The sequence below is a fragment of the Variovorax sp. GW821-FHT10C12 genome (assembly GCF_059415405.1).
Window position 1 is genome coordinate 51259 of sequence record NZ_JBWKNE010000004.1, and the last position, 21709, is coordinate 72967.

Annotated in this window: 24 protein-coding genes; 3 read left to right on the plus strand and 21 right to left on the minus strand. The window is 66.5% G+C overall.

The genetic code is table 11. The features are described 5' to 3' along the window. Positions 1-2 precede the first annotated feature (2 nt). From rnc to AC07OH_RS19710, 17 genes are all read right to left on the minus strand, one after another. On the minus strand, positions 3-689 hold the full coding sequence (gene rnc, locus AC07OH_RS19630; RefSeq protein WP_489058338.1) for a ribonuclease III: 687 nt from the start codon (positions 687-689) through the stop codon (positions 3-5). A 20-nt stretch (positions 690-709) separates the two neighbouring features. Further along, positions 710-1081 (minus strand): DUF4845 domain-containing protein, encoded by a 372-nt coding sequence (locus AC07OH_RS19635; RefSeq protein ID WP_489057956.1) that lies wholly within the window; start codon positions 1079-1081, stop codon positions 710-712. Positions 1082-1122: 41 nt separating this feature from the next. Further along, positions 1123-2088, minus strand: coding sequence for a signal peptidase I (lepB, locus tag AC07OH_RS19640; RefSeq protein WP_489057955.1), 966 nt, complete (start codon positions 2086-2088; stop codon positions 1123-1125). Between the two features lie 11 nt (positions 2089-2099). Beyond that, complete coding sequence (lepA, locus tag AC07OH_RS19645; RefSeq protein ID WP_489057954.1) at positions 2100-3911, minus strand: translation elongation factor 4; 1812 nt, start codon at positions 3909-3911, stop codon at positions 2100-2102. A gap of 522 nt (positions 3912-4433) precedes the next feature. After that, complete coding sequence (locus AC07OH_RS19650) at positions 4434-5912, minus strand: DegQ family serine endoprotease (RefSeq protein WP_492681500.1); 1479 nt, start codon at positions 5910-5912, stop codon at positions 4434-4436. Positions 5913-6020: 108 nt separating this feature from the next. Then, positions 6021-7088 (minus strand): MucB/RseB C-terminal domain-containing protein, encoded by a 1068-nt coding sequence (locus AC07OH_RS19655; protein WP_495301824.1) that lies wholly within the window; start codon positions 7086-7088, stop codon positions 6021-6023. A 38-nt stretch (positions 7089-7126) separates the two neighbouring features. Then, positions 7127-7801: a sigma-E factor negative regulatory protein gene (locus AC07OH_RS19660; RefSeq protein ID WP_495301825.1), complete on the minus strand. Its 675-nt coding sequence runs from the start codon at positions 7799-7801 to the stop codon at positions 7127-7129. Between the two features lie 17 nt (positions 7802-7818). Further along, complete coding sequence (rpoE, locus tag AC07OH_RS19665) at positions 7819-8493, minus strand: RNA polymerase sigma factor RpoE (RefSeq protein ID WP_307694818.1); 675 nt, start codon at positions 8491-8493, stop codon at positions 7819-7821. A 9-nt stretch (positions 8494-8502) separates the two neighbouring features. Beyond that, on the minus strand, positions 8503-8985 hold the full coding sequence (locus AC07OH_RS19670; protein WP_492681506.1) for a hypothetical protein: 483 nt from the start codon (positions 8983-8985) through the stop codon (positions 8503-8505). 13 nt (positions 8986-8998) lie between these two features. Next, a complete protein-coding gene (gene fabF / locus AC07OH_RS19675; RefSeq protein ID WP_153282466.1) occupies positions 8999-10243 on the minus strand; it encodes a beta-ketoacyl-ACP synthase II in 1245 nt (414 codons plus the stop codon). Positions 10244-10339: 96 nt separating this feature from the next. Continuing rightward, positions 10340-10579 carry an acyl carrier protein gene (gene acpP, locus AC07OH_RS19680; RefSeq protein WP_007830471.1) on the minus strand — a complete coding sequence of 80 codons (240 nt, stop codon included), beginning with the start codon at positions 10577-10579 and terminating at the stop codon, positions 10340-10342. Between the two features lie 100 nt (positions 10580-10679). Further along, positions 10680-11423, minus strand: coding sequence for a 3-oxoacyl-ACP reductase FabG (fabG, locus tag AC07OH_RS19685; protein WP_062475549.1), 744 nt, complete (start codon positions 11421-11423; stop codon positions 10680-10682). 32 nt (positions 11424-11455) lie between these two features. Beyond that, positions 11456-12409 carry an ACP S-malonyltransferase gene (fabD, locus tag AC07OH_RS19690; RefSeq protein ID WP_495301826.1) on the minus strand — a complete coding sequence of 318 codons (954 nt, stop codon included), beginning with the start codon at positions 12407-12409 and terminating at the stop codon, positions 11456-11458. A 51-nt stretch (positions 12410-12460) separates the two neighbouring features. Next, on the minus strand, positions 12461-13438 hold the full coding sequence (locus AC07OH_RS19695) for a beta-ketoacyl-ACP synthase III (RefSeq protein ID WP_070062242.1): 978 nt from the start codon (positions 13436-13438) through the stop codon (positions 12461-12463). Continuing rightward, positions 13438-14535: a phosphate acyltransferase PlsX gene (gene plsX, locus AC07OH_RS19700; RefSeq protein WP_495301827.1), complete on the minus strand. Its 1098-nt coding sequence runs from the start codon at positions 14533-14535 to the stop codon at positions 13438-13440. The genes AC07OH_RS19695 and plsX overlap by 1 nt, the downstream gene beginning before the upstream one ends. 61 nt (positions 14536-14596) lie before the next feature. Next, on the minus strand, positions 14597-14779 hold the full coding sequence (gene rpmF, locus AC07OH_RS19705) for a 50S ribosomal protein L32 (protein ID WP_007830466.1): 183 nt from the start codon (positions 14777-14779) through the stop codon (positions 14597-14599). A 173-nt stretch (positions 14780-14952) separates the two neighbouring features. Continuing rightward, the gene (locus tag AC07OH_RS19710; RefSeq protein ID WP_495301828.1) at positions 14953-15510 is read right to left on the minus strand and encodes a YceD family protein; all 558 of its coding nucleotides are present in this window, start codon (positions 15508-15510) and stop codon (positions 14953-14955) included. An 86-nt stretch (positions 15511-15596) separates the two neighbouring features. Between AC07OH_RS19710 and AC07OH_RS19715 the strand changes: the two genes are divergently transcribed. From AC07OH_RS19715 to AC07OH_RS19725, 3 genes are read left to right on the plus strand one after another with little or no spacing between them, the layout of a single operon-like run. Then, positions 15597-16178, plus strand: coding sequence for a Maf family protein (locus tag AC07OH_RS19715; protein WP_495301829.1), 582 nt, complete (start codon positions 15597-15599; stop codon positions 16176-16178). Beyond that, a complete protein-coding gene (locus AC07OH_RS19720; RefSeq protein WP_495301830.1) occupies positions 16175-16942 on the plus strand; it encodes an SAM-dependent methyltransferase in 768 nt (255 codons plus the stop codon). The genes AC07OH_RS19715 and AC07OH_RS19720 overlap by 4 nt, the downstream gene beginning before the upstream one ends. 2 nt (positions 16943-16944) lie before the next feature. After that, positions 16945-18111 (plus strand): MFS transporter, encoded by a 1167-nt coding sequence (locus tag AC07OH_RS19725; RefSeq protein WP_495301831.1) that lies wholly within the window; start codon positions 16945-16947, stop codon positions 18109-18111. A 12-nt stretch (positions 18112-18123) separates the two neighbouring features. Here AC07OH_RS19725 and AC07OH_RS19730 read toward each other — a convergent pair whose 3' ends face one another. From AC07OH_RS19730 to AC07OH_RS19745, 4 genes are read right to left on the minus strand one after another with little or no spacing between them, the layout of a single operon-like run. After that, positions 18124-19164 carry a S49 family peptidase gene (locus tag AC07OH_RS19730; RefSeq protein WP_495301832.1) on the minus strand — a complete coding sequence of 347 codons (1041 nt, stop codon included), beginning with the start codon at positions 19162-19164 and terminating at the stop codon, positions 18124-18126. A gap of 1 nt (position 19165) precedes the next feature. Beyond that, positions 19166-19534, minus strand: coding sequence for a Rieske (2Fe-2S) protein (locus AC07OH_RS19735; RefSeq protein WP_495301833.1), 369 nt, complete (start codon positions 19532-19534; stop codon positions 19166-19168). A gap of 10 nt (positions 19535-19544) precedes the next feature. Continuing rightward, the gene (locus AC07OH_RS19740) at positions 19545-20228 is read right to left on the minus strand and encodes an HAD family hydrolase (RefSeq protein ID WP_099795552.1); all 684 of its coding nucleotides are present in this window, start codon (positions 20226-20228) and stop codon (positions 19545-19547) included. Beyond that, on the minus strand, positions 20221-21321 hold the full coding sequence (locus tag AC07OH_RS19745) for an RluA family pseudouridine synthase (protein ID WP_062475576.1): 1101 nt from the start codon (positions 21319-21321) through the stop codon (positions 20221-20223). The genes AC07OH_RS19740 and AC07OH_RS19745 overlap by 8 nt, the downstream gene beginning before the upstream one ends. Positions 21322-21709 lie beyond the last annotated feature (388 nt).

Genomic DNA, 21709 nt, shown 5'->3' on the forward strand with positions numbered 1-21709 from the left:
TTTCACGCGGCGCCGCGTGCCTTGAGCCGGATCAACATGGCGGCCGCGGCAGCTTGCTCGCCGGCGCGGCGCGAGCCGCCGATGCCGCGCTCGCGAAGGCCCAGCTCGGGCACCTCGCACTCGACATCGAAGGTCTGCTTGTGCGCTGCACCCAGCGTCGCTGCCACGCGGTACACCGGCAGCTTCATTTTGTGGCCCTGCAGCCATTCCTGCAATTCGGTCTTCGGGTCTTTCGCGGCCGCCTCCATGCGCGGATTGATCTCGACCGCCTCGTAGAGCCGGTGCACCAGCGCCTGCGCGGCGGCAAAGCCGGCGTCGAGGTAGACCGCGCCGATCAGCGCTTCGAGCGCGTCGGCCAGGATGGAGGGCCGGTTCGGGCCGCCCGAGCGGGCTTCGCCCTCGCCCAGGCGCAACAGCGGCGACAACGCCAGCCCCAGCGCGAGCTGGTGCAGCGTGTCCTGCTTGACCAGGTTGGCCCGCACGCGCGACAGGTCGCCCTCGGGCAACGCCGAGAGACGGATGTACAGCAGATGCGAAACGGCCAGGTTCAGCACCGAGTCGCCGAGAAACTCGAGGCGCTCGTTGTGATCGGCCGAGAAACTGCGGTGCGTGAGCGCGAGCTGAAGCAGCCGCGGGTCCGAAAACGTGTGCTGAAGGCGCGCCTGCAGCGCGACGAGGCTGCCGTCCACCTTCTTGTTCGACACCGCGGTCAGCGGGACGCGCCCTTGTATTTGAGCGTCAGGTAGGCCGGCCCGAACAGGGGAATCTCGCGTTCGTACGCATACGACACGACGACCTTGTCGCCCACCTTCTTGATCTCGAGGTCCCGGCCGCTGACCGACTTGAAGTCGTCGATGGCCTGGGCGCGGTCGAAGATCGCGCGGATCTCGGGCACCGTGGCGCCTTCCTTGGCCTTGTTGGCGGCCTTGTCGATGGCCTGCCACTCGATCAGCGTCGGAATGACCTGCGCGATGACGACGCCCGCGCAGCCCAGCACCGCCGCGACGAACACCAGGCCGATGAACGAGATGCCGCGCTGGTGCGCGGCACTGCCACGGACGGACCGACTGTTGGTTCTCATGCCCTCTTACCCCTCGAACAGTAACGTTGACTGTTGATTAATTATTGAAACGGACCGATGCGACCGAGATCGCCGAAGTTCATCCAGACAAAGAAGGCCCTGCCCACGATGTTCTTGTCCGGCACGAACCCCCAGAAACGGGAATCGGCCGAATTATCGCGGTTGTCGCCCATCATGAAGTAGTTGCCTTCGGGCACCTTGCACACCACGCCCTCGACCGAGTAGCGGCAGTTCTCGCGGAACGGGAAGTCGCTGGCGCCCGGCACGAAGGCGGGGGCGTTCTCGTCGTTGAGGATCTTGTGCTGCTTGCCGCCGAGGTCTTCGTCGAACTGCTTCAGGATGCGCATCGACTCACCATCGAGGTAGTCGGCGATCGGGGCCTTGCCCACCGGCTGGCCGTTGATCGTGAGCTTCTTGTTCAGGTAGGCCACCTCGTCGCCCGGGATGCCGACCACGCGCTTGATGTAGTCCATGCTGGGCTTGGGCGGGTAGCGGAACACCACCACGTCGCCACGCGCCAGCGGCGTGCCGTCGGTGATCTTGGTGTTGATGACCGGCAGGCGCAGGCCGTAGGTGAACTTGTTCACCAGGATCAGGTCGCCGGTCAGCAGCGTGGGCATCATCGAGCCCGAGGGAATTTTGAAGGGCTCGTACAGGAACGAGCGCAGCAGGAACACCACCAAGATCACCGGGAACAGACCCGCCGTCCAGTCGAGCCACCAGGGCTGCATCAGCAGGCGCTCGCTGGCCTTGGCGTCGGTGGTGTCGACCTGGGTGATGCCCTGCCCTGCCAGCCGCGTGTTGCGTTCGGCGATGGAGCTGTCGAGTGCGGCGGCGGCGCGTTCGCGCTGCGGCAGGAAGTAGAAGCGCTCGGCCAGCCAGTAGACCCCGGTGACCACCGTGGCCACGAACAGCAGCAGCGCGAAGTTGCCTTCGAGCGCGCCGAAATACCAGGCGCCGACGTAGCTGGCGAACGCCGCGAGAACCAGGGTGGTGAGGTATGCCATGTTCGTGGTGATCAGTCTTCGACTTGCAGAATCGCGAGGAAGGCCTCTTGCGGGACTTCGACGGAGCCGATCTGCTTCATTCTTTTCTTGCCCGCCTTCTGCTTCTCGAGCAGCTTCTTCTTGCGGGAGATGTCGCCGCCGTAGCACTTGGCGAGCACGTTCTTGCGAAGCGCCTTGATTGTCTCACGCGCAATGATCGTGACCCCGATGGCCGCCTGGATCGCCACGTCGTACATCTGGCGCGAAATGATCTCGCGCATCTTCGACACCACGGCCCGGCCGCGGTACTGCGACTGGCTGCGGTGCACGATGATCGACAGCGCATCGACCTTGTCGCCGTTGAGCAGGATGTCGACCTTCACCACGTCGGAGGCGCGGTACTCCTTGAACTCGTAGTCCATGGAGGCGTAGCCGCGGCTCACCGACTTCAGCTTGTCGAAGAAGTCGAGCACGATTTCGCCCAGCGGCATCTCGTAGGTCAGCATGACCTGGCGGCCGTGGTAGGCCATGTTCAGCTGCACGCCGCGCTTCTGGTTGGCCAGCGTCATGACCGAGCCGACGTATTCCTGCGGCATGTACAGGTGCACGGTGACGATGGGCTCGCGGATCTCCGCCATCTTGCCGACGTCGGGCATCTTGGACGGGTTCTCGACCATGATCACTTCGCCGTCGTTGCGCACCACCTGGTAGACCACGCTCGGCGCGGTCGTGATCAGGTCCTGGTCGAACTCGCGCTCCAGGCGCTCCTGCACGATCTCCATGTGCAGCAGGCCGAGGAAGCCGCAACGGAAGCCGAAACCCAGCGCCTGGCTCACTTCGGGTTCGTAGCGCAGCGACGAGTCGTTGAGCTTGAGCTTCTCGAGCGCGTCGCGCAGCGAGTCGTACTCGCTGGCTTCGGTCGGGTACAGGCCCGCGAACACCTGCGGCTGGATTTCCTTGAAGCCGGGCAGCGCCTCGGTGGCCGTGGCGGCCGCGCCGCCGGTGCCGGGCCGGATCAACGTGACCGTGTCGCCGACCTTGGCCGCCTGCAGCTCCTTGATGCCCGCGATGATGTAGCCCACCTCGCCGGCTTCGAGCGACGCGCGCGCTTCGTTGGCGGGCGTGAAGACGCCGATGCTGTCGGCGTTGTACATCGCGCCCGACGCCATCATCTTGATGCGCTCGCCCTTCACGAGGCGGCCGTCGACCACACGCACCAGCATGACCACGCCGACGTAGGCGTCGAACCAGCTGTCGATGATCATCGCGCGCAGCGGGCCGTCGGGATTGCCGCGCGGCGCGGGCATGCGCGCGACGATGGTCTCGAGAATCTCGTCGATGCCGACGCCGGTTTTTGCGGAGCACGGAATCGCGTCGGTCGCGTCGATGCCGATCACGTCTTCGATTTCGGTGCGCGCGTTGTCGAGGTCTGCGTTCGGCAGATCGATCTTGTTGAGCACCGGGATCACCTCGACGCCGAGGTCGAGTGCGGTGTAGCAGTTGGCCACCGTCTGCGCTTCGACGCCTTGCGATGCATCGACGACGAGCAATGCGCCTTCGCATGCCGACAGCGAGCGACTCACTTCGTACGAGAAGTCGACGTGGCCCGGCGTGTCGATCAGATTGAGGTTGTAGACCTGTCCATCGCGTGCCTTGTAGTGCAGCGCGGCGGTCTGTGCCTTGATGGTTATCCCACGCTCTTTTTCGATGTCCATCGAGTCGAGCACCTGCGCTTCCATCTCGCGTTCAGCGAGACCGCCGCAACGCTGGATCAAACGGTCTGCGAGTGTCGACTTGCCATGGTCGATGTGCGCAATGATCGAAAAATTTCTGATGTGATTCATCAACGGGAACGCTTAAGTACTTGAATTGGCTCGGGCGCCGAGGGGCGAGGCCAAGAAAAAAGGGCGCGTCTTCTGGAGACGCGCCCTGAACCAACAAGCAATGGCAACTGCAGTAGTTGGAACTTCATTGTAGGCAAAAAGGGAAGCACGTACATCCGGGAACAGGGTCCAAAGGGCTCGTTGCAGGTCCACAACATCAAAGATACAAACAGGTTATCCACAGGATGGGTGGAGCACTCACTGAACAACTTGTGGGCGATCTGTGGAGCACCGGTGGACGGCTGTCTGACATCTCGCATCGTGAAGGCCATCGCCCTCTTTATGCGCTGACTGGCCGCCAGGAGCTGTCTATTCTACCGAAATTCGTCCTTAGGCCTTTTATAAGTTAGTGAATGCAAACAAGTTTTGGCGTTTTCAAGGCCCCGGATTTTTTTAGAGGCCAGCGCCGAAGCGTCGTAAACACCTCGAAAAAATGGCCCCAAACCCGACTGCCGGGTGGGGCCACTTGACGCCGGCGCCGTATCAGCGTGCGGGTCGGATCAGGGCGTACTGCGCCCAGTCGCCTCGGCGATAGAGCACGCTCAGCGGCTTGCCCTTGTCCGCCTTGGCGACCGCCGCCTCGAATTCGCGGGCATTCGCCACCTCGAGATTGCCCACGGCCATGATGATGTCGCCCTCGCGCAGGCCGGCCCGCGCGGCAGCATCGTTGGCGGCATCGACCTTCACGCCGCCCTTGAGCTTGAGCTCTTTCTTCTGCGCGTCGGTGAGGTCGCTGACCCCGAGGCCCAGCGACTTCAGGGCTGCGGAGGCAGACGGCTTCGCGGCCGGCTCGTCACGATCGCTCGCGCGCTTGGCCGGCTTGTCGGGCTCGATCTCGGCGATGGTCACGCTGAGGTCGCGCGCGCTGCCGCGGCGGAACACGGTGAGCGTGCTCTTGGTGCCCGGCTTGGTGTTGCCCACGAGGCGCGGCAGGTCGCTCGGTTTCTCGATGGCCTTGCCGTCGAACTTGGTGATGACGTCGCCCGGCTCCACGCCGGCCTTCTCGCCCGGCGAACCGGCCTCGACGCCGCGCACCAGCGCACCCTGCGCCTTGCTCAGGCCGATGGCTTCGGCCACGTCCTTGGTGACCTGATCGATCTGCACACCGATGCGGCCGCGCGAGACGCGCCCCGAGGTGCGCAGCTGGTCGCTCACGCGGATGGCTTCGTCGATCGGAATCGAGAACGAGATGCCCATGAAGCCGCCCGAGCGCGAATAGATCTGGCTGTTGATGCCCACCACCTCGCCGCGCATGTTGATCAGCGGGCCGCCCGAGTTGCCGGGGTTGATGGCCACGTCGGTCTGGATGAACGGCAGGTACTCGCCGGTGTCGCGCTGCTTGGCGCTCACGATGCCGGCCGTGACGGTGTTCTCGAGGCCGAAAGGCGAACCGATCGCCATCACCCACTCGCCGACGCGCAGCTTGGAGATGTCACCCACCTTCACCGCGGGCAGTCCCGTGGCTTCGATCTTGACCACGGCCACGTCGGTGCGCTTGTCGGCGCCGATGATCTTGGCCTTGAACTCGCGCTTGTCGGGCAGCGTGACCAGCACCTCGGAGGCGTCTTCCACCACGTGTGCATTGGTCATGACGTAGCCGTCGCCCGTCAGGATGAAGCCCGAGCCCACGCCGCGCGGGCGCTCTTCTTCCTGCTGCGGACGGTTCGGGCGCGGTCCCTGGCGCGGGGTGCCCGGCGTCGGCTGGCCGAAGAAGCGACGGAAGAACTCCTGCATCTCCTCGTCCATCTCGCCGTTGCCGCCGCCACGCTGCGCGACCTTCTCGACGGTGCGGATGTTGACCACGGACGGACCGACCTGGTCGACCAGGTCGGTGAAGTCGGGCAGCGTGCGCGTCTGCGCATGCACCGACTCGACCGGCAGGAAAGTGGCACCGGCCGTCAGCGCCAGCGCAAAGGCCAGCAGACCGGAACGAAGCTTGTGTCCCTCGACTTTGAACATCATCGGTTGTCTTTCAAAAAGAACAGAGCTGCAAATAACGACAGAGGCTATGAGTGCGCGACGCCAGCTTGGTTCAGCATGAGCGCCTGCATGGCGTCAGCCCATCGCCCGTCAGCGCGTGCGCGCAAGGCTCTGGGCAAAGGCATTGAGCGTCTGCTGCGGCACCTCGCCGACCGCGGTCAGCCACCAGTCACTGGCCGGTGCGGGCAGTCGCCGGCGGATCGCGTTGGTGGCGCCGATGGTCAGCACGCCGTCGCCCGGCGTGCGCGTGGGGTCGTAGCGTTCGATGAAGAGCGAGACCGTCGCGAGGCCGTCGGAGAAGGTCCACTGGACGGTGGTCGCCTCGGGCTTGGGCGGCTTGCCGTCGCTGCCGGGCAACGCGGGGCGCCGGAAGAAGCTTCGAGGCTTGAATCCGGCCACGGGTGTGCGCAGCATCCAGCCTTCGTCCTGCGCCGTGCTGCGCTCGAGTTCGAGCCTCTCGATGCGGTAGCCGTTCGTGTTGGCCATCATCTGCGCGAGCGCCTGTGCCTTCACGGGCGCGTCGAGCTGCAGCTCGGAGAACGCCGACTGCTCGACCACGCGGGTGTCGCTGTCGACGGTCTGGAGCTTCACCACGAGGCCGGAGCGTCGCTCGCTCCAGATGCGGTAGCCGAAGCGCAGGCCGTCGCGCGGCACCAGCTGCACCACGTCGGTATCGAAGCCCGCGACGCGGTCCTTGCCGATCGCGCGCACGTCGTAGTAGTCGCCCACCGACGAATCGGGCTTGTCGGGCAGATTGGGGAAGAGGTCGAGGTTCTCGCGCTTCTCGACCTTCACGACCTTCGCCTCGGGAAGGAAGGTCATCACGTTGCGGTTACGCCGGAAGGTCGAGCGCGGCGGGCCCGACAGCGCTTCGATGCGCTCCAACTGGTGATCGCCGTCGCGCACATGCCAGATGCGCGCGCTCGACAGGTCACCGCCCGGGGCCGACACCACGAAGGTGCCCACGTAGCTGCGCTGCCGTGCGCCCGCATGCATGCGCTGCAGCCATTCGGTCACGCCCATGGCCGGCGGTTCGTCGGTCTGCGCCGAGGGCACGCTCTTCGTGTTCGCCGCACCGTAGCGGGTCTGCGCGGTGGCCATCTGCCCCAGGCAAAGAACAGCAAACGCGAGCACCAGGGTGCGTGCGGAAATCGGCATGTGAACAACGGTCATTGCAGGCGGCGACGGGCGCGCAATCAGCGCGTGGGGCCCTCGAAGGTGGCGTTGCGCAGGAAGCCGGACGGCATTTGCGATGCGCCACCGGCCTGCTGGTGGGCTTCGAGCAGCTGGTCCAGGCGCGGATCGCGCAGCATGACCTGCGGATTGCCGCTGCCGACCAGCACGCGGGTCGGTGTCAGGGCACCGTTGCCCGGCAGTTCGCTGCCACCGGCTGCGGCCGCCAGCACCGAGTTCGCCACGGGCGGCTGCACCGCGGCAAGTTGGGCACCGCCGCTCGGCACCGCGGCGCCGTTGCCGACCAGCGTCCAGCTGATGGCCGCCACGGCCATCAGCGACGCGGCGCCCGCCACCAGCTTCCAACGGAACACCGGCTCGTTGGCCGCTTCGGCACGCTGCCGCACGGGCATCGCAGCCGGCACAGCGGCCAAGGGCGCCACGGCCGCGGGCGGAGCGATCACGACCGGCTCTTCAGCAAGCCGCTGCTGGAAGCGCGCCAGGAAGGCCGAGGTGTCGCTGCAGCGCGAATGCGCCGACGAGCGCAACACATCGCCCACCACGTGGTACGCGTGCCAGGCGTCGCGCGAGTCGTCTTCAGCGCAGACGGATTCGATCGCACGCGCGAACGCTTCGCCCTGCAAATGGCCGTCCGCGAGTGCGGACACCTGTTCCCGAACCGTCATCGTCTGATTCATGTCATTCACCTGCTGATCTACCAACGCTTGCCGGACTGGTTGTCCAGCAGCGGCTTGACCCTGGCCGAAATGGCCTCGCGCGCCCGGAAAATACGCGAACGCACCGTGCCGATCGGACAATCCATGACCTCGGCAATCTCTTCGTAACTCATCCCCTCGATCTCGCGCAGCGTGACCGCCTGGCGCAACTCCGTGGGGAGCGCTTCCATGGCAGCCTCGACGGCACTGGCGATTTCGTTCGCCGCCATGACCGATTCGGGGGTTTCATCGGTGGTTGGTTCGTTTCCAGGGCGGTAAGTTTCATCTTCGTCGTCCGAGGACGAACGCAGTGCGCTTTCGGAGACGGTCGGATCGCGCTTCATGTCCACCAGCGCCTTCTTGGCGGTGTTCACCGCGATCCGGTACAGCCAGGTGTAGAACTGCGCCTCGCCGCGGAACTGGTGCAGCGCGCGGTAGGCGCGAATGAAGGTTTCCTGGGCGATGTCCTCGATCAGGTCGACATCGCGCACCATGCGCCCGATCAGGCGCTCGATGCGACGCTGGTACTTGATGACCAGCAACTCGAACGCCTTCTGGTCGCCCGCGACGGTGCGCTGGACCAGCTGGAAGTCGACCTCACCCGGGCGCGGCGCCTCGGCCGCCCCATCGGGCGGCGCGGACTCCGGGGGCGCGGGCGGCAAGGAAGTGGTCATCGAAACGGGTCAGGGCGCATCGGCCGGAGCGGTCGCGCGCCAGGGGTCGCCGGCCGGTTCGGCCGCCGGGGGCCGCGCGTAGACCGCACGGCGCACGTCGCGCCAGCGTTCGGGCATGGCCCGCTGCTCGAGCCAGACCCAACGCGCCGCGCGGCCGGGTTCGGCCAGGCGGATCAGCAGCAGCGACTGGAAATCGAGCGCCACGACGGCGCGCGCGGCGAGCACGCCACGCGTCGGATCGGCACCGGTCAGCGACCAGTGCGATCCGTCGAAGTGCAACGTGGCTGCACCGTCCCGCCGCAGGCCAAAGCCCGCGGCGACACCGGAAAAGACGACGCTGAGGAGCAGCAGCAGCTGGCGCCAGCCATTGCTATCGAACAGATAGCAAGCCGCGCCCGCGCAGCAGACGCCCAGGGTCCAAAGGGCCAGGAGAATCCGGGTTGCGCCGCGGGTGCGCCCCACCGGATAGGTCACCGACGGTGCGCTGTGCATGGGAGAGCGACGCTCAAGCGCGCTTGAACACCAGCGTACCGTTGGTACCGCCGAAGCCGAAGTTGTTCTTGACCGCGACGTCGATCTTCAGATCGCGCGCCTCGTTGGCGCAGTAGTCGAGATCGCACTCCGGATCCTGGTTGAAGATGTTGATCGTCGGCGGGCTCTTCTGGTGATGCAGCGCCAGCACCGTGAACACCGATTCGATGCCGCCCGCGCCGCCCAGCAGGTGGCCGGTCATGGACTTGGTCGAATTGACGACGAGTTTCTTCGCGTGATCGCCGAAGGCGAGCTTGACCGCGTTGGTCTCGTTGAGGTCACCGATCAGCGTCGAGGTGCCGTGCGCGTTCAGGTACTGGACCTCGTCGGCGTTGACACCCGCATTGGCCAGTGCCATCGCCATCGAACGGCGGGGGCCGTCGACGTCGGGCGCGGTCATGTGGTACGCGTCGCCGGTCATGCCGAAGCCGGAGACTTCGGCGTAGATCTTGGCGCCGCGCGCCTTGGCGTGTTCGTACTCTTCGAGCACCAGCACGCCGGAGCCCTCGCCCAGCACGAAGCCGTCGCGGTCCTTGTCCCACGGGCGCGAGGCCGTGGCGGGATCGTCGTTGCGGGTGCTCAGCGCGCGAGGCGCGGTGAAGCCACCGATGCCCAGCGGAGAGATGGTCGATTCGGCACCGCCTGCAATCATGACGTCGGCGTCGCCGTACTCGATCATGCGTGCCGACGTGCCGATGGCATGCAGGCCGGTGGTGCAGGCGGTCACGACGGCGATGTTCGGGCCCTTGAAGCCGTACTTGATCGACACGTGGCCCGAGATCATGTTGATGATCGACGCCGGCACGAAGAACGGCGAAATGCGGCGCGGGCCGCGGCTCGCGTATTCGCCGTGCGTCTGCTCGATCATCGGCAGACCGCCGATGCCCGAACCGATGTTGCAGCCGATGCGCACGGCCTTTTCATAGGACAGCGCGTCGCCGGTCGGCAGTCCGCTGTCCTGCACCGCCTGGATGGCGGCGGCGAGTCCCAGATGAATGAAGCGGTCCATGTGACGCGCTTCTTTCTCCGAGATGTATTGGGTGATGTCGAAACCCTTGACCTCACCGGCGAACTTGCAGGCGAAGGCGCTTGCATCGAACGCGGTGATGTTCGCAATGCCCGACTTCCCGGCCAACAGGTTGGTCCAGGATTCGGTTGCGGTGTTTCCGACAGGAGCGATGCAACCGAGTCCGGTCACGACGACGCGGCGTTTGGTCATGCCGGCAAACCTTTCTGGAAGCGCTGGACAGCTGCCGAGCGGCGCGGGCGGTTGAAAAAAGAGCCGCCGGCCGTCGTTGCAGTGTCAGCTGGCCGATCAGGCCTTTTGATTCTTGGTGGCGTAGTCGACGGCGTTCTGCACCGTCGTGATCTTCTCTGCGTCTTCGTCCGGGATCTCGATGCCGAACTCGTCTTCGAGTGCCATCACGAGTTCGACCGTGTCGAGCGAGTCAGCGCCGAGGTCGGCCACGAAAGCCTTTTCGTTCGTCACTTGGGACTCTTCCACGCCGAGCTGCTCGGCGATGATTTTCTTGACACGTGCTTCGATATCGCTCATTTGATTCCCTCTAAGGGTTGTAGGTAACTGGTGGATTTTAGCCGGGCGGCCCGTGGCATTTGCCCCGCGCTCCGGTACGGAAAAAGATTGCGCCTTTCGGCTACATGTGCATGCCGCCGTTGACGTGCAGTTCCTGCCCCGTCACGTACGAGGCCTGCGGCGATGCGAGGTAGGCCACCGCATGCGCGATGTCGGCCGGCTTGCCCAGGTGGCCCAGCGGGATCTGCGAGAGCAGCGCCTGTTGCTGGGCTTCCGGCAGGCTGGCCGTCATGTCGGTTTCGATGAAGCCCGGCGCGACGCAGTTGACCGTGATGTTGCGGCTGCCCAGTTCACGGGCCAGTGCGCGGGTCATGCCCGACACGCCGGCCTTGGCGGCCGCGTAGTTGGCCTGGCCGGCATTGCCGGACGCACCCACCACGCTCGTGATGCTGATGATGCGGCCGTAGCGCTGCTTCATCATCGGGCGGATCACGGCGCGCGAGAGGCGGAACACGGCCTTGAGGTTGGTGTCGAGCACCGCGTCCCAGTCGTCGTCCTTCATGCGCATGGCGAGCGTGTCGCGCGTGATGCCGGCGTTGTTGACCAGCACGTGGATCGCGCCGTAAGCCTGCACGATCTCATCGATCAGGGCTTCGACGGCAGCACCGTCGTTCACGTCGAGCGCACGGCCACGGCCGTCGAACGCGCTCAGCGCCTGGGTGATCTTGGCGGCGCCGTCGTCGGTGGTGCCAGTGCCCACGACCTTGAGGCCGCGCTGCGCGAGTTCGAGCGCAATGGCAGCGCCGATGCCGCGCGTTGCGCCGGTGACCAGGGCGACCTGGCCTTCGAATTTGGGAGTGCTCATAAAAGAGAAAGAGTATCGGGGCCTGGCGGCGTTCAGCCGGCGAGCGATTGTCGGACGTCCGCGAGGGTGGCCGGGTCGTACACCGACGCGGCTTCCAGTTCGGGGGCGATGCGCTTCACCATGCCGGCCAGCACCTTGCCGGGACCGCACTCGATGATGGCGGTTGCACCGCGCAGTTTCAAGGCCTGAACGCTCTCGACCCAGCGCACCGGGCCGGCAGCCTGGCGCACCAGGGCGTCGCGGATGCGGTCGGCATCGGTCTCGACGGCCACGTCGATGTTGTTGAGCACCGGAATCTGCGGGGCGGCCAGCACCACGCTCGCGAGCTTCTCGCGCAGGGCTTCAGCTGCGGGCTTCATCAGGCTCGAATGAAATGGCGCCGACACCGGCAGCGGCAATGCGCGCTTGGCGCCATTGACCTTCAGCAGCTCGCAGGCCTTGTCGACCGCGGCCTTGCTGCCGGCGATCACGGTCTGCATCGGATCGTTGAAATTCACGGCCTCGACCACCTCGGCGCTGCCGGGGCCGAACGTGGCGGTAGCTTCCGCGCAACCTGCGATGACCTTGTCCGACGCCATGCCGAGGATCGCCGCCATCGCGCCGACGCCGACCGGCACCGCCTGCTGCATGGCCTGCGCACGAAAACGCACCAGCGGCGCGGCCTGCGCGAGCGTCAGCACGCCCGACGCCACCAGCGCCGAATACTCACCCAGCGAATGGCCGGCCACCACGGACGGCGTGGCGCCGCCCTCGGCCAGCCAGGCGCGCCATGCGGCCACACCGGCCACCAGCATCACGGGCTGCGTGTTGGTGGTGAGCGCCAGCTCTTCCTTGGGGCCGTTCTTGATCAGGGCACCGATGTCTTCGCCCAGCGCTTCGGAGGCTTCGCGCAGGGTCTCGGCCACGGCCGGGTGATCGCCCCAGGCGTCGAGCATGCCGACCGCCTGCGAGCCCTGACCCGGAAAGACAAAAGCAAAGGATTTCATTGTTGTTTCTTCGTCACCGCGCCGACGCCCGCTCCGGGGCGCCGCGACACACTACAGATTCAATAGCACCGCGCCCCAGGTGAAGCCACCGCCCACGCCTTCCAGCATGAGGGTCTCACCCTTCTTCACCTTGCCCGAGCGCACGGCTTCGTCGAGCGCCAGCGGGATCGAGGCGGCCGAGGTGTTGCCGTGCTCGTGCACCGTGACCACCAGCTTCTCGCGCGGCAGCTTCAGCTTCTTGGCCGTGCCTTCCATGATGCGGATATTGGCCTGGTGCGGGATCAGCCAGTCGATGTCGGCTTCGGTCTTGCCCGCCTTGGCGAGCGTGGCGCGCGCGGCATCTTCGAGCACGCGCACCGCCAGTTTGAAGACGGCCTGGCCGTCCATGTGCAGCAGCGGCGTGCCGAGCACGTTGCCGCCCGACACATGGCCGGGTACGCACAGGATGCCGACGTGCTTGCCGTCGGCATGCAGGTCGCTGGCCAGGATGCCGGGCTCGTCGGAGGCTTCGAGCACCACCGCGCCCGCGCCGTCGCCGAACAGCACGCAGGTCGTGCGGTCGTTGAAGTCGAGGATGCGGGAGAACACTTCGGCGCCGATCACCAGCGCGCAGCGCGCAGTGCCCGTGCGGATCATCGCGTCGGCCACTGTCAGTGCGTAGACGAAACCGCTGCAGACCGCCTGGACGTCGAAGGCCGGGCAGCCGGCAATGCCGAGCTTGTGCTGGAGGATCGCGGCCGACGACGGGAACACCATGTCCGGCGTCGAGGTCGCGACGATGATCAGGTCGACATCGCTCGCCTTGCGGCCGGCGGCTTCCAGCGCGTGCTTTGCGGCTTCGAGGCCGAGATCGCTGCTGCTGACATCGGGCGCGGCGAAGTGGCGCGCGTGAATGCCGGTGCGCTCGACGATCCACTGATCGGAAGTTTCGATGCCGCGTGTCGCCAGATCCTTGGCAAGGTCGTCATTGGTGACGCGGCGGGGGGGCAGGTAGCTGCCGGTGCCGGTAATGCGCGAAAAAGGGGTCATCAAGCGTGAAGGGCTGTCGCGTCGGCCGGCGCCGCCGACTCCTGCCGCGCGAGCAAAGGCGCGGCGTGGGCGATGCGGGCCCGCACGCGATCGAGCAGGTTGTTGCGAGCGGCATCATAAGCGCGATCCAACGCATGGCCGAAAGCCACTTCGTCGGCCGAGCCATGGCTCTTGAATACCAGCCCGCGCAGACCCAAAAGGGCTGCGCCGTTGTAGCGCCGGTGATCCAGACGACCTTTGAACGCTTTTAGAACCGGGTAAGCGACAACTGCAACCAGTTTGGTGAAAATATTCCGCGAGAACTCGACCCGAATGAACTCGCCGATCATCGAGGCGACACCTTCGCTGGCCTTCAACGCCACATTGCCGACAAATCCATCGCACACGACGATGTCGGTCGTGCCCTTGAAAATGTCGTTGCCTTCCACGTTGCCGTAGAAGTTCAGATCCTTGGAGTTGGCAGCCGTACGCAGCAGTTGGCTCGCCTTCTTGATGGTTTCGCTGCCCTTGATGGCTTCTTCGCCAATATTGAGCAGACCCACTGAAGGCGACTCGTTGCCAGTCAGCGCCGAAACGAGCGCCGAACCAAGCACGGCGAACTGCAGCAGGTCTTCGGCGTCGCAATCAACGTTGGCACCGAGATCAAGCACGGTGGTCGCCCCGCCCTTCACGTTCGGCAGCTGGGGAGCGATGGCCGGCCGATCGATACCATCGAGCGTCTTGAGCAGATAGCGTGCAATCGCCATCAATGCACCCGTGTTGCCAGCAGATATGGCCGCTTGCGCGGTGCCATCTTTGACTTGCTGGATCGCGACGCGCATCGAAGAGTCCTTCTTCTTGCGCAAGGCGATTTCAATGGGATCGTCCATGCCGACCACTTCGCTGGCCGGCACGATGCGGGCACGCGGATGGTCGGCAAACCCTGCCAAAGCGGCCGGCGCACCGACCAGCAGCAACGAGGCTTCGCTGTGCCGCTCGAGAAACGCGCGGCAGGCCGCGAGCGTGACACGCGGCCCATGGTCACCCCCCATGCAATCCACGGCGAGCGTGATTGCGGCGGGCGCAGCAGTGAGTTCGGGAGAAAAAGGCGCAGCCATCAAAACAAAGGCCCGACGCTACAGCAAAAGTAGCTTCGGGCCTTGGCCTTGGGATTCGAGATCAGGCTTCGGACTTGTTCTTGAGCACCTGACGGCCACGGTAGAAACCGTTGGGGCTGATGTGGTGGCGCAGGTGCGTTTCGCCAGTGGTCGGCTCCACGGCGATGCCGGGGACAACCAGAGCGTTGTGTGAACGGTGCATGCCGCGCTTGGAAGGCGACTTCTTGTTTTGCTGGACGGCCATGATGGCTCCTGGACGGTTAGGTGGGTGACTGGATGCGGGCTCAAGCGGTGGCAATGAGGCGAAAGCTCCGGCGGCATGCATGGAATGCCACGTTCTGCCTTTGCCTTGTATGCATTGCTGCTCACGGCGGCGCGCGCGAAGCCCATGATTATAGCCCAGCTGCAGAGAAAGGGCTACTTGCCCTCTTCCGGCTTGCGCGGACGCAACGCGCCGAGCACGGCAAAGGGGTTCGGCTTGGCCTCTTCGGCCGCCTGGAAATCGTCGTCGCTGGACGAGAGGCGGACCGGCGTCGGGCATACGTCGTGGACCGGCATGGTGGGGATTTCCATCAGCAGCTCGTCCTCGATGAGCTCGCGCAAATCGAAATCGCGGCTGATCACCAGCAGGTCCTCGTCGGAATCCTCGTCTTCCGCCTCGGCCGTGGCTTCATCGGCCACGAAACGGAACCAGCGGTCCACGAACAGCTCGGTATCGACGGGCGACAGGCAGCGCTGGCACACCAGCGACACGGTGGTTTCGACGTCCAGGTGCAGCCAGGACGTCGCCTTGCCGTCGGCGCCGGGGCGCTCCTCGCCAGTCGCTTCCCAGTGGACCAACGCATCGGTGGCCGGCGTTGCCAGTTCGGCGGCGAGGCGCGCAAAGCCAGGAACCGGGTCGTCGCCGTCCAGGGTGGCGGCCGCCGCGGTGAACGCGGGCACATTGAGCCTTTCGGGGGCAAATTCTCTCTTCATCCGTCCCAGTCTAGCGCGCCGGCCGGCTTCCCAGGCGAGCAACCCACCGCACGGGTCGGGTCCGGTCGCTCACGCACAATCGCTGCATGCAACGCACCGTGATCCTTGCCTCGACCTCGCGCTACCGCCGCGAACTGCTCACCCGCCTCCATCTGCCCTTCGAGGTGCATGCCCCCGACGTCGACGAAACCCCGCACGCAGGCGAAACGCCCCGCGCGCTGGCCGAGCGCCTGGCGCTTGAAAAGGCCAATGCCGTGGCCGCACGCTTTCCCGACGCGGTGGTGATCGGCTCCGACCAGGTCGCCGACCTGGCGGGCGAGGCGCTCGGCAAGCCCGGCGACCACGCACGGGCCACCGCCCAGCTGCGCCGGATGCGCGGCCAGACGCTGATCTTCCAGACCGCCGTGGCCGTCGTCTGCCATGCCACGGGCTTCGTCCAGCGCGACATCGCCCCCGTGCGCGTGGTGTTCCGCGACCTCTCCGATGCCGCCATCGAGCGCTATCTATTGGCAGAGCAGCCCTACGACTGCGCCGGCAGCGCCAAGAGCGAAGGCTTCGGCATCGCGCTGCTCGACGCCATCGACAGCGACGACCCGACCGCGCTGGTCGGCCTGCCCCTGATCCGCACCTGCCGGATGCTGCGCGCCGCGGGGGTCGACCTGCTGTGACCACCCCAGGCAAGCTCTACCTCGTTCCCGCGCCGCTCGATTTCGGCTGCGACCTCCAGGCACCACTGCAGGACGCCCTGCCCCTAGGCACGCTGCAGGCCGCCGCCGGCATCACGCACTGGATCTGCGAGAACGCCAAGTCGGCGCGCGCCTACCTGAAGCGCATCGACGCAGTCGCCCCGCTGGCCGCGCCGCTGCAAGCGCAGAACATCCAGGAACTGCCGCGCGAAGTGCACAAGAAAGGCGACCACGCCGGCCAATTCGACGCCCGGCCGCTGCTGGCCCCCGCACTCCAGGGCCACGACGTCGGCCTGCTGAGCGAAGCCGGCATGCCCGCCGTGGCCGACCCGGGCTCGTCGGTGGCACGCGCCGCGCACGACCTGGGCATCACCGTCGTGCCGCTCACCGGACCGGTGTCTTTGCTGCTGGCCCTCGCAGCAAGCGGCCTGAACGGACAGAACTTCGCCTTCGTCGGCTACCTGCCGCAGGACGGCGGCGAACGCCAGGCGCGCATCCGCGAGCTCGAGGCGCTCGCACTCAAGACCGGCCAGACGCAGCTCTTCATCGAAACGCCGTACCGCAACGCCGCCCTGCTGCAGGCGCTGGTGCAGACGCTGCAGCACAACACCCGGCTCGCGGTCGCGCGCGGCCTGACGCTGGCGACCGCGCAGGTGCGCAGCGAGACGGTGAAAGCCTGGCGCGCCGCCAAGCCGCAGGCCACGACCGACGAGCGCCTGCCCGCCGTGTTCGCGATCGGGCGCTGACGGTGGGGCCGGGCGTCACGGCCGGTACGCGCTGGGCGTCGCGCGCCCAGTTCTTCGCGTCGGGCTTCATCTTTGCGACCTGGGGCGTGCATGTGCCGACGGTCAAGGCGCACTACGCCATCGACGAGGCCCAGCTTGGGCTCGCCATGCTCGCGGCCGGTGCCGGCGCGATGGTCGGCCTGACCAGCGCCGGGCGCTGGATCGGCCGTCACGGCCCGCGCCGCATGGCCGCGCTCTGCGGCTGCATCTACGCACTGCTGATCGCCGGCCTCATCGCGATGCCGGGCTATGCCGCGCTGCTGGGCCTGCTGGCGGTGTTCGGCCTCGTCACCAGCGTGTTCGACGTGGCGATCAACACCGAGGCTGCGCAGCTCGAGTTGCGCGGCAACCAGCCGTTGATGAGCGGCATGCACGGCATGTTCAGCCTCGGCGGCATGGTCGGCGCCGCGAGCGGCAGCGCGGCGCTGGCCGCCGGCATGGCACCCCAGACGCACTTGTGGACAGTGGCCGTAGTGATGATCGGGGTCGTCGCAATCGCATCGACGCGCATGCTGCTCACGCCGACCGCACCCGCTGACGGCGCAGCCGCAGCGGACCACGGCTTTCGCCTGCCGCGCGGCGTGCTCGCGGTGCTCGGCGTGCTGGCCGCGCTGGGACTGATCGCCGAGGGCGCCATCTACGACTGGAGCGTGCTCTACATGCAGCAGGAACTGGGAAGCCCGCAGCAGCAGGCCGCACTGGCCTATGCGAGCTTTTCCGCCGCGATGGCGGCCGCGCGTTTCGGCGGCGACGCGATGCGCGCCCGCTTCTCACCCACCGCATTGCTGCGTGGCAGCGGCCTGCTCGCGGCAGCGGCCATGACGTTGGTATTGCTGACCGACCTGCCCTGGCTCGCGCTGCTCGGCTTCGCGGGGGTCGGCGTCGGTTTTGCGAACGTGGTGCCGATCCTGTTCGGGGCCTCGGCCCGCGTGCCGGGCGTGGCGCCCGCCAACGGCATTGCGGCCGTGTCGGCCATCGCTTACTTGGGGTTCATGGCAGGGCCTGCGGTGATCGGCCTGCTGGCGCGGGTCAGTTCGCTGACCGCCGCGCTCTATGTGGTGGTGGCCTTTGCCGCCGCGCTGGCAGCCTTGGCCCGGTTCACCGGCAGCGGCGACAGCAGCGCCGCCTGACAAGAGCCGCGCTCAGCGCAGCGCCGGCGAAGTCCTCAGTGCGCTCACCGAAGCCGCGCCCATGGCGGCGCCGAACTTCTTGGCCAGCTTCTCAGCCACGTTGTCGCGGCGCGTGTAGTCGATGACTTCCTCGGCCTTGATCACCTCGCGTGCCACGAAGTCGACGTTGCCCAATTGGTCGGCCAGGCCGAATTCGACAGCCTGCTCGCCGCTCCAGAAGAGGCCGCTGAACAGGCCCGGGGTGTCAAGCTTGAGGCGGTCGCCGCGGCCGGTCTTCACGACGTTGATGAACTGCGTGTGGATCTGGTTGAGCATCGTCTGGGCATGCGCGCGCTGTGCGTCGCTCATCGGACTGAACGGGTCGAGGAAGCCCTTGTTCTCGCCGGCCGTCAGCAGCCGGCGCTCCACGCCGACCTTTTCCATCACGCCGGTGAAGCCGAAGCCGTCCATCAGCACGCCGATGCTGCCGACGATGCTGGCCTTGTCGACGAAGATCTTGTCTGCGGCGGCGGCGATGTAGTACGCCGCCGAAGCGCAGGTTTCTTCGACCACCGCATAGACCGGCTTCTTGTGCTTGGCCTTCAGGCGCTTGATCTCGTCGTTGATGATGCCGGCCTGCACCGGGCTTCCGCCGGGCGAGTTGATCAGCAGCACCACGCCCTTGGCGCCCTCGTCCTCGAAGGCCGTCTTCATGGCGGCAATCACGAACTCGGCGCTGGCGTCGCCGCCGTTGGCGATCTCGCCCTTGATCTCGACGACGGCCGTGTGGGCCGTGGTCTTGGCGGTGCTGGGCGTGCTGCGCGAGAACGCGAACCAGGCCAGGAACACGAAGAAAGCCAGCCAGCCCAGGCGCACGAAGGTCTTCCAGCGGCGCGTGGCCTTCTGCTCATTCAGGGAGGCGAACGCGAGTTTCTCGAGCGTGGCGCGCTCCCACCCGGGGCGCTGCGTGGGGTCTTGGGCCATGGTACGGGGGCTGTCTTGGGATGTCGTGAGGGGGACGGCCGGCTCCAGCGGTTCGAAACCCTGGGGTTCCCTGCGGTTCGGATCGGTCATGTCAGAAGGAAAGAGGTTGGAGGTTCCAGTCAGTATGCCAGTGCACCACGCCGTCTTCTTCGCTCAGCGCGATCTTCACGAGCCCGCCGCGACACGGCCCGCCCGCGCATTCGCCGCTGTCGGGCTTGTAGACGGCGCCGTGGGTGGCGCACAGCAGCCACTGGCCGCTGTCGTCGAAGAAGCGGTCGGGCTGGAAGTCCATCTCCATCGCCACATGGCTGCAGCGGTTGAGGTACGCATGCGGCAGGCCCTCGAAACGCACTGCGAAGGCGCGACAGGTTTCGCCGCCGTGGACCACGTCGAAGGGCACGGCGTTGCCGCCCTCGACCAGGTCCGAAGCGTTGCACAGCGGGATGCGCTGGTTGCTCATGCCCTGCCCCTCAGGCGTTGTCGAGCAGCCAGGCCTGCAGCTCGGCGATCGACTGCGCCACGTACAGCGGCTTGAATTCGTCGAAGGTCGACGACGCATGCGCGCCGAAGCCCACGCCCACGCTGGCACAGCCGGCGTTCTGCGCCAGCTGCAGGTCGTGCGTGGTGTCGCCGATCATCAGCGTGCGCTCGGCCGGCACGTCGAGCTCTTCCATGAGTTCGAGCAGCATGCGCGGATGCGGCTTGCCGAAGGTTTCGTCGGCGGTGCGCGAGGCGTCGAAGCGGTCGCGCAGCGCCACCGTCTTCAATGCTTCGTTGAGGCCGCGGCGCGACTTGCCCGTGGCCACGGCCAGCTTGTGGCCGCGCGCGCGCAGCGCGTCGAGCATGGGCAGCACGCCGTCAAACAGCACAAGGTCGTCCTGGTGCTGCAGGAAGTGGTAGCGGTAGCGGGCGCCGAGTTCGGGGTACTTTTCCTTCGGCACGTCGGGCGCCGCGCGCGCGAGCGCCTCGGCCAGGCCCAGGCCGATCACCCAGGCGGCATCGTCCTCGCTGGGCTTGGCGCCGCCGACATCCACCACGGCCGCCTGGATGCAGCGCACGATCAGGCGGGTGGAGTCGTAGAGCGTGCCGTCCCAGTCGAAGGCGATCAGGTCGAAGCGAGGGGAACGTGCAGGGCGGGCGGAAGAATCAGTCATGGGCCGTGGGGGTGGGATGTTGGGCCATCGCCTCGAGCGCCGCACGCGACATCAGCGCATGCAGCTCGGGCGGCAGTCCGGCCTGCAGCGCGATGCGCTCGCCACTGGCCGGGTGGTTGAATTGCAGCCGCCACGCATGCAGGAACATGCGCTTGAGGCCGAGCTTGTGCAGGGCACGCTGCCGATCGGACTCGCCGTACTTGTCGTCGCCGGCAATCGGATGTCCGGCCGAGGCCAGGTGCACGCGGATCTGGTGGGTTCGCCCGGTCTTGATGGTCACCGCCAGCAATGACAGCGGCGTGGCGTCGCCCGGCAGGCTGAGGCGGGCCAGCACGCGCACCAGCGTGACGGCGCGCATCGCGTCGGGGTGGTCCTTGGCGACCACGCGCACGCGGCGCTCGCCGGCACCGGCGCCCGAACCATCGGGCAGCAGGTACTTGGCCAGCGGCGCGTCGAGCACCTTCTTGTTGGCAGGCCAGTCGCCTTCGACCAGCGCCAGGTAGGTCTTGCCAGTTTCGCGCTCGCGAAACTGGTCCTGCAATGCCACCAGTGCGCTGCGCTTCTTGGCGACCAGCAGGATGCCGGAGGTTTCGCGGTCGAGCCGGTGCACCAGTTCCAGGAACTTGGCGCCCGGACGCGCCGTGCGCAATTGTTCGATCACGCCGAAGCTCACGCCGCTGCCGCCGTGCACCGCGACACCGGCCGGCTTGTCGATGGCCAGCACGGCCTCGTCTTCGAGCAGCACCGGAAACTCGCGCGCCGGCGCGGGCGGCGTGGCGCCCTCTTCGGCGCGTGGCGAGATGCGGACCGGCGGAATCCGGACCAGGTCACCGTCTTCGATGCGGGTCTCGGCCTGGGCCCGGCCCTTGTTGATGCGCACTTCGCCCGACCGGATGATCCGGTAGACGTGCGTCTTCGGCACGCCTTTCAGATGGCGAAACAGGAAGTTGTCGAGCCGCTGCCCTGCGGATTCAGCGTCGACGGTCAGGAAGTGGATGGCGGCGTGCGGCGTGCCGGTGTCGGCGCCCGCGGGTCGATCCGCGGGATTTGGAGCCCCCGCGGGGCTTTTCTTCGCACCTATAATGTTTTTCACCAGCGCGGTCGTGTAAGTGCTTGATTAGACAGAAGTTTAGAGCACTGACGACCATGCTGTGAGGTCGATGCCGCTTTGGCGTCCAGCCCGCAAACCCCGCGCAATCGCGCAAAGTGGCAGGCCAGGCACCCAAGTCAAGCCGACACCCACGAAACACCGATACGGAATACCCAGCCTGCAGCTTCCAAGCTGCAGGCGGATCGAAGCGAGTCCCTTGTTGTGTTGATGCTGCTGATTCAAATATGCCTGCGCTGGTCGACCTGGTTTCGACCAGTCGCCTCAGGCATTGAATCGCCTGCAGTGCGCGCCACCCTTGCGCAATCGGCTATCAAAAAGATAGCTACCCAACACCGAATCTGGCTCGCGCCCATCCACGCGCCCCCACCCC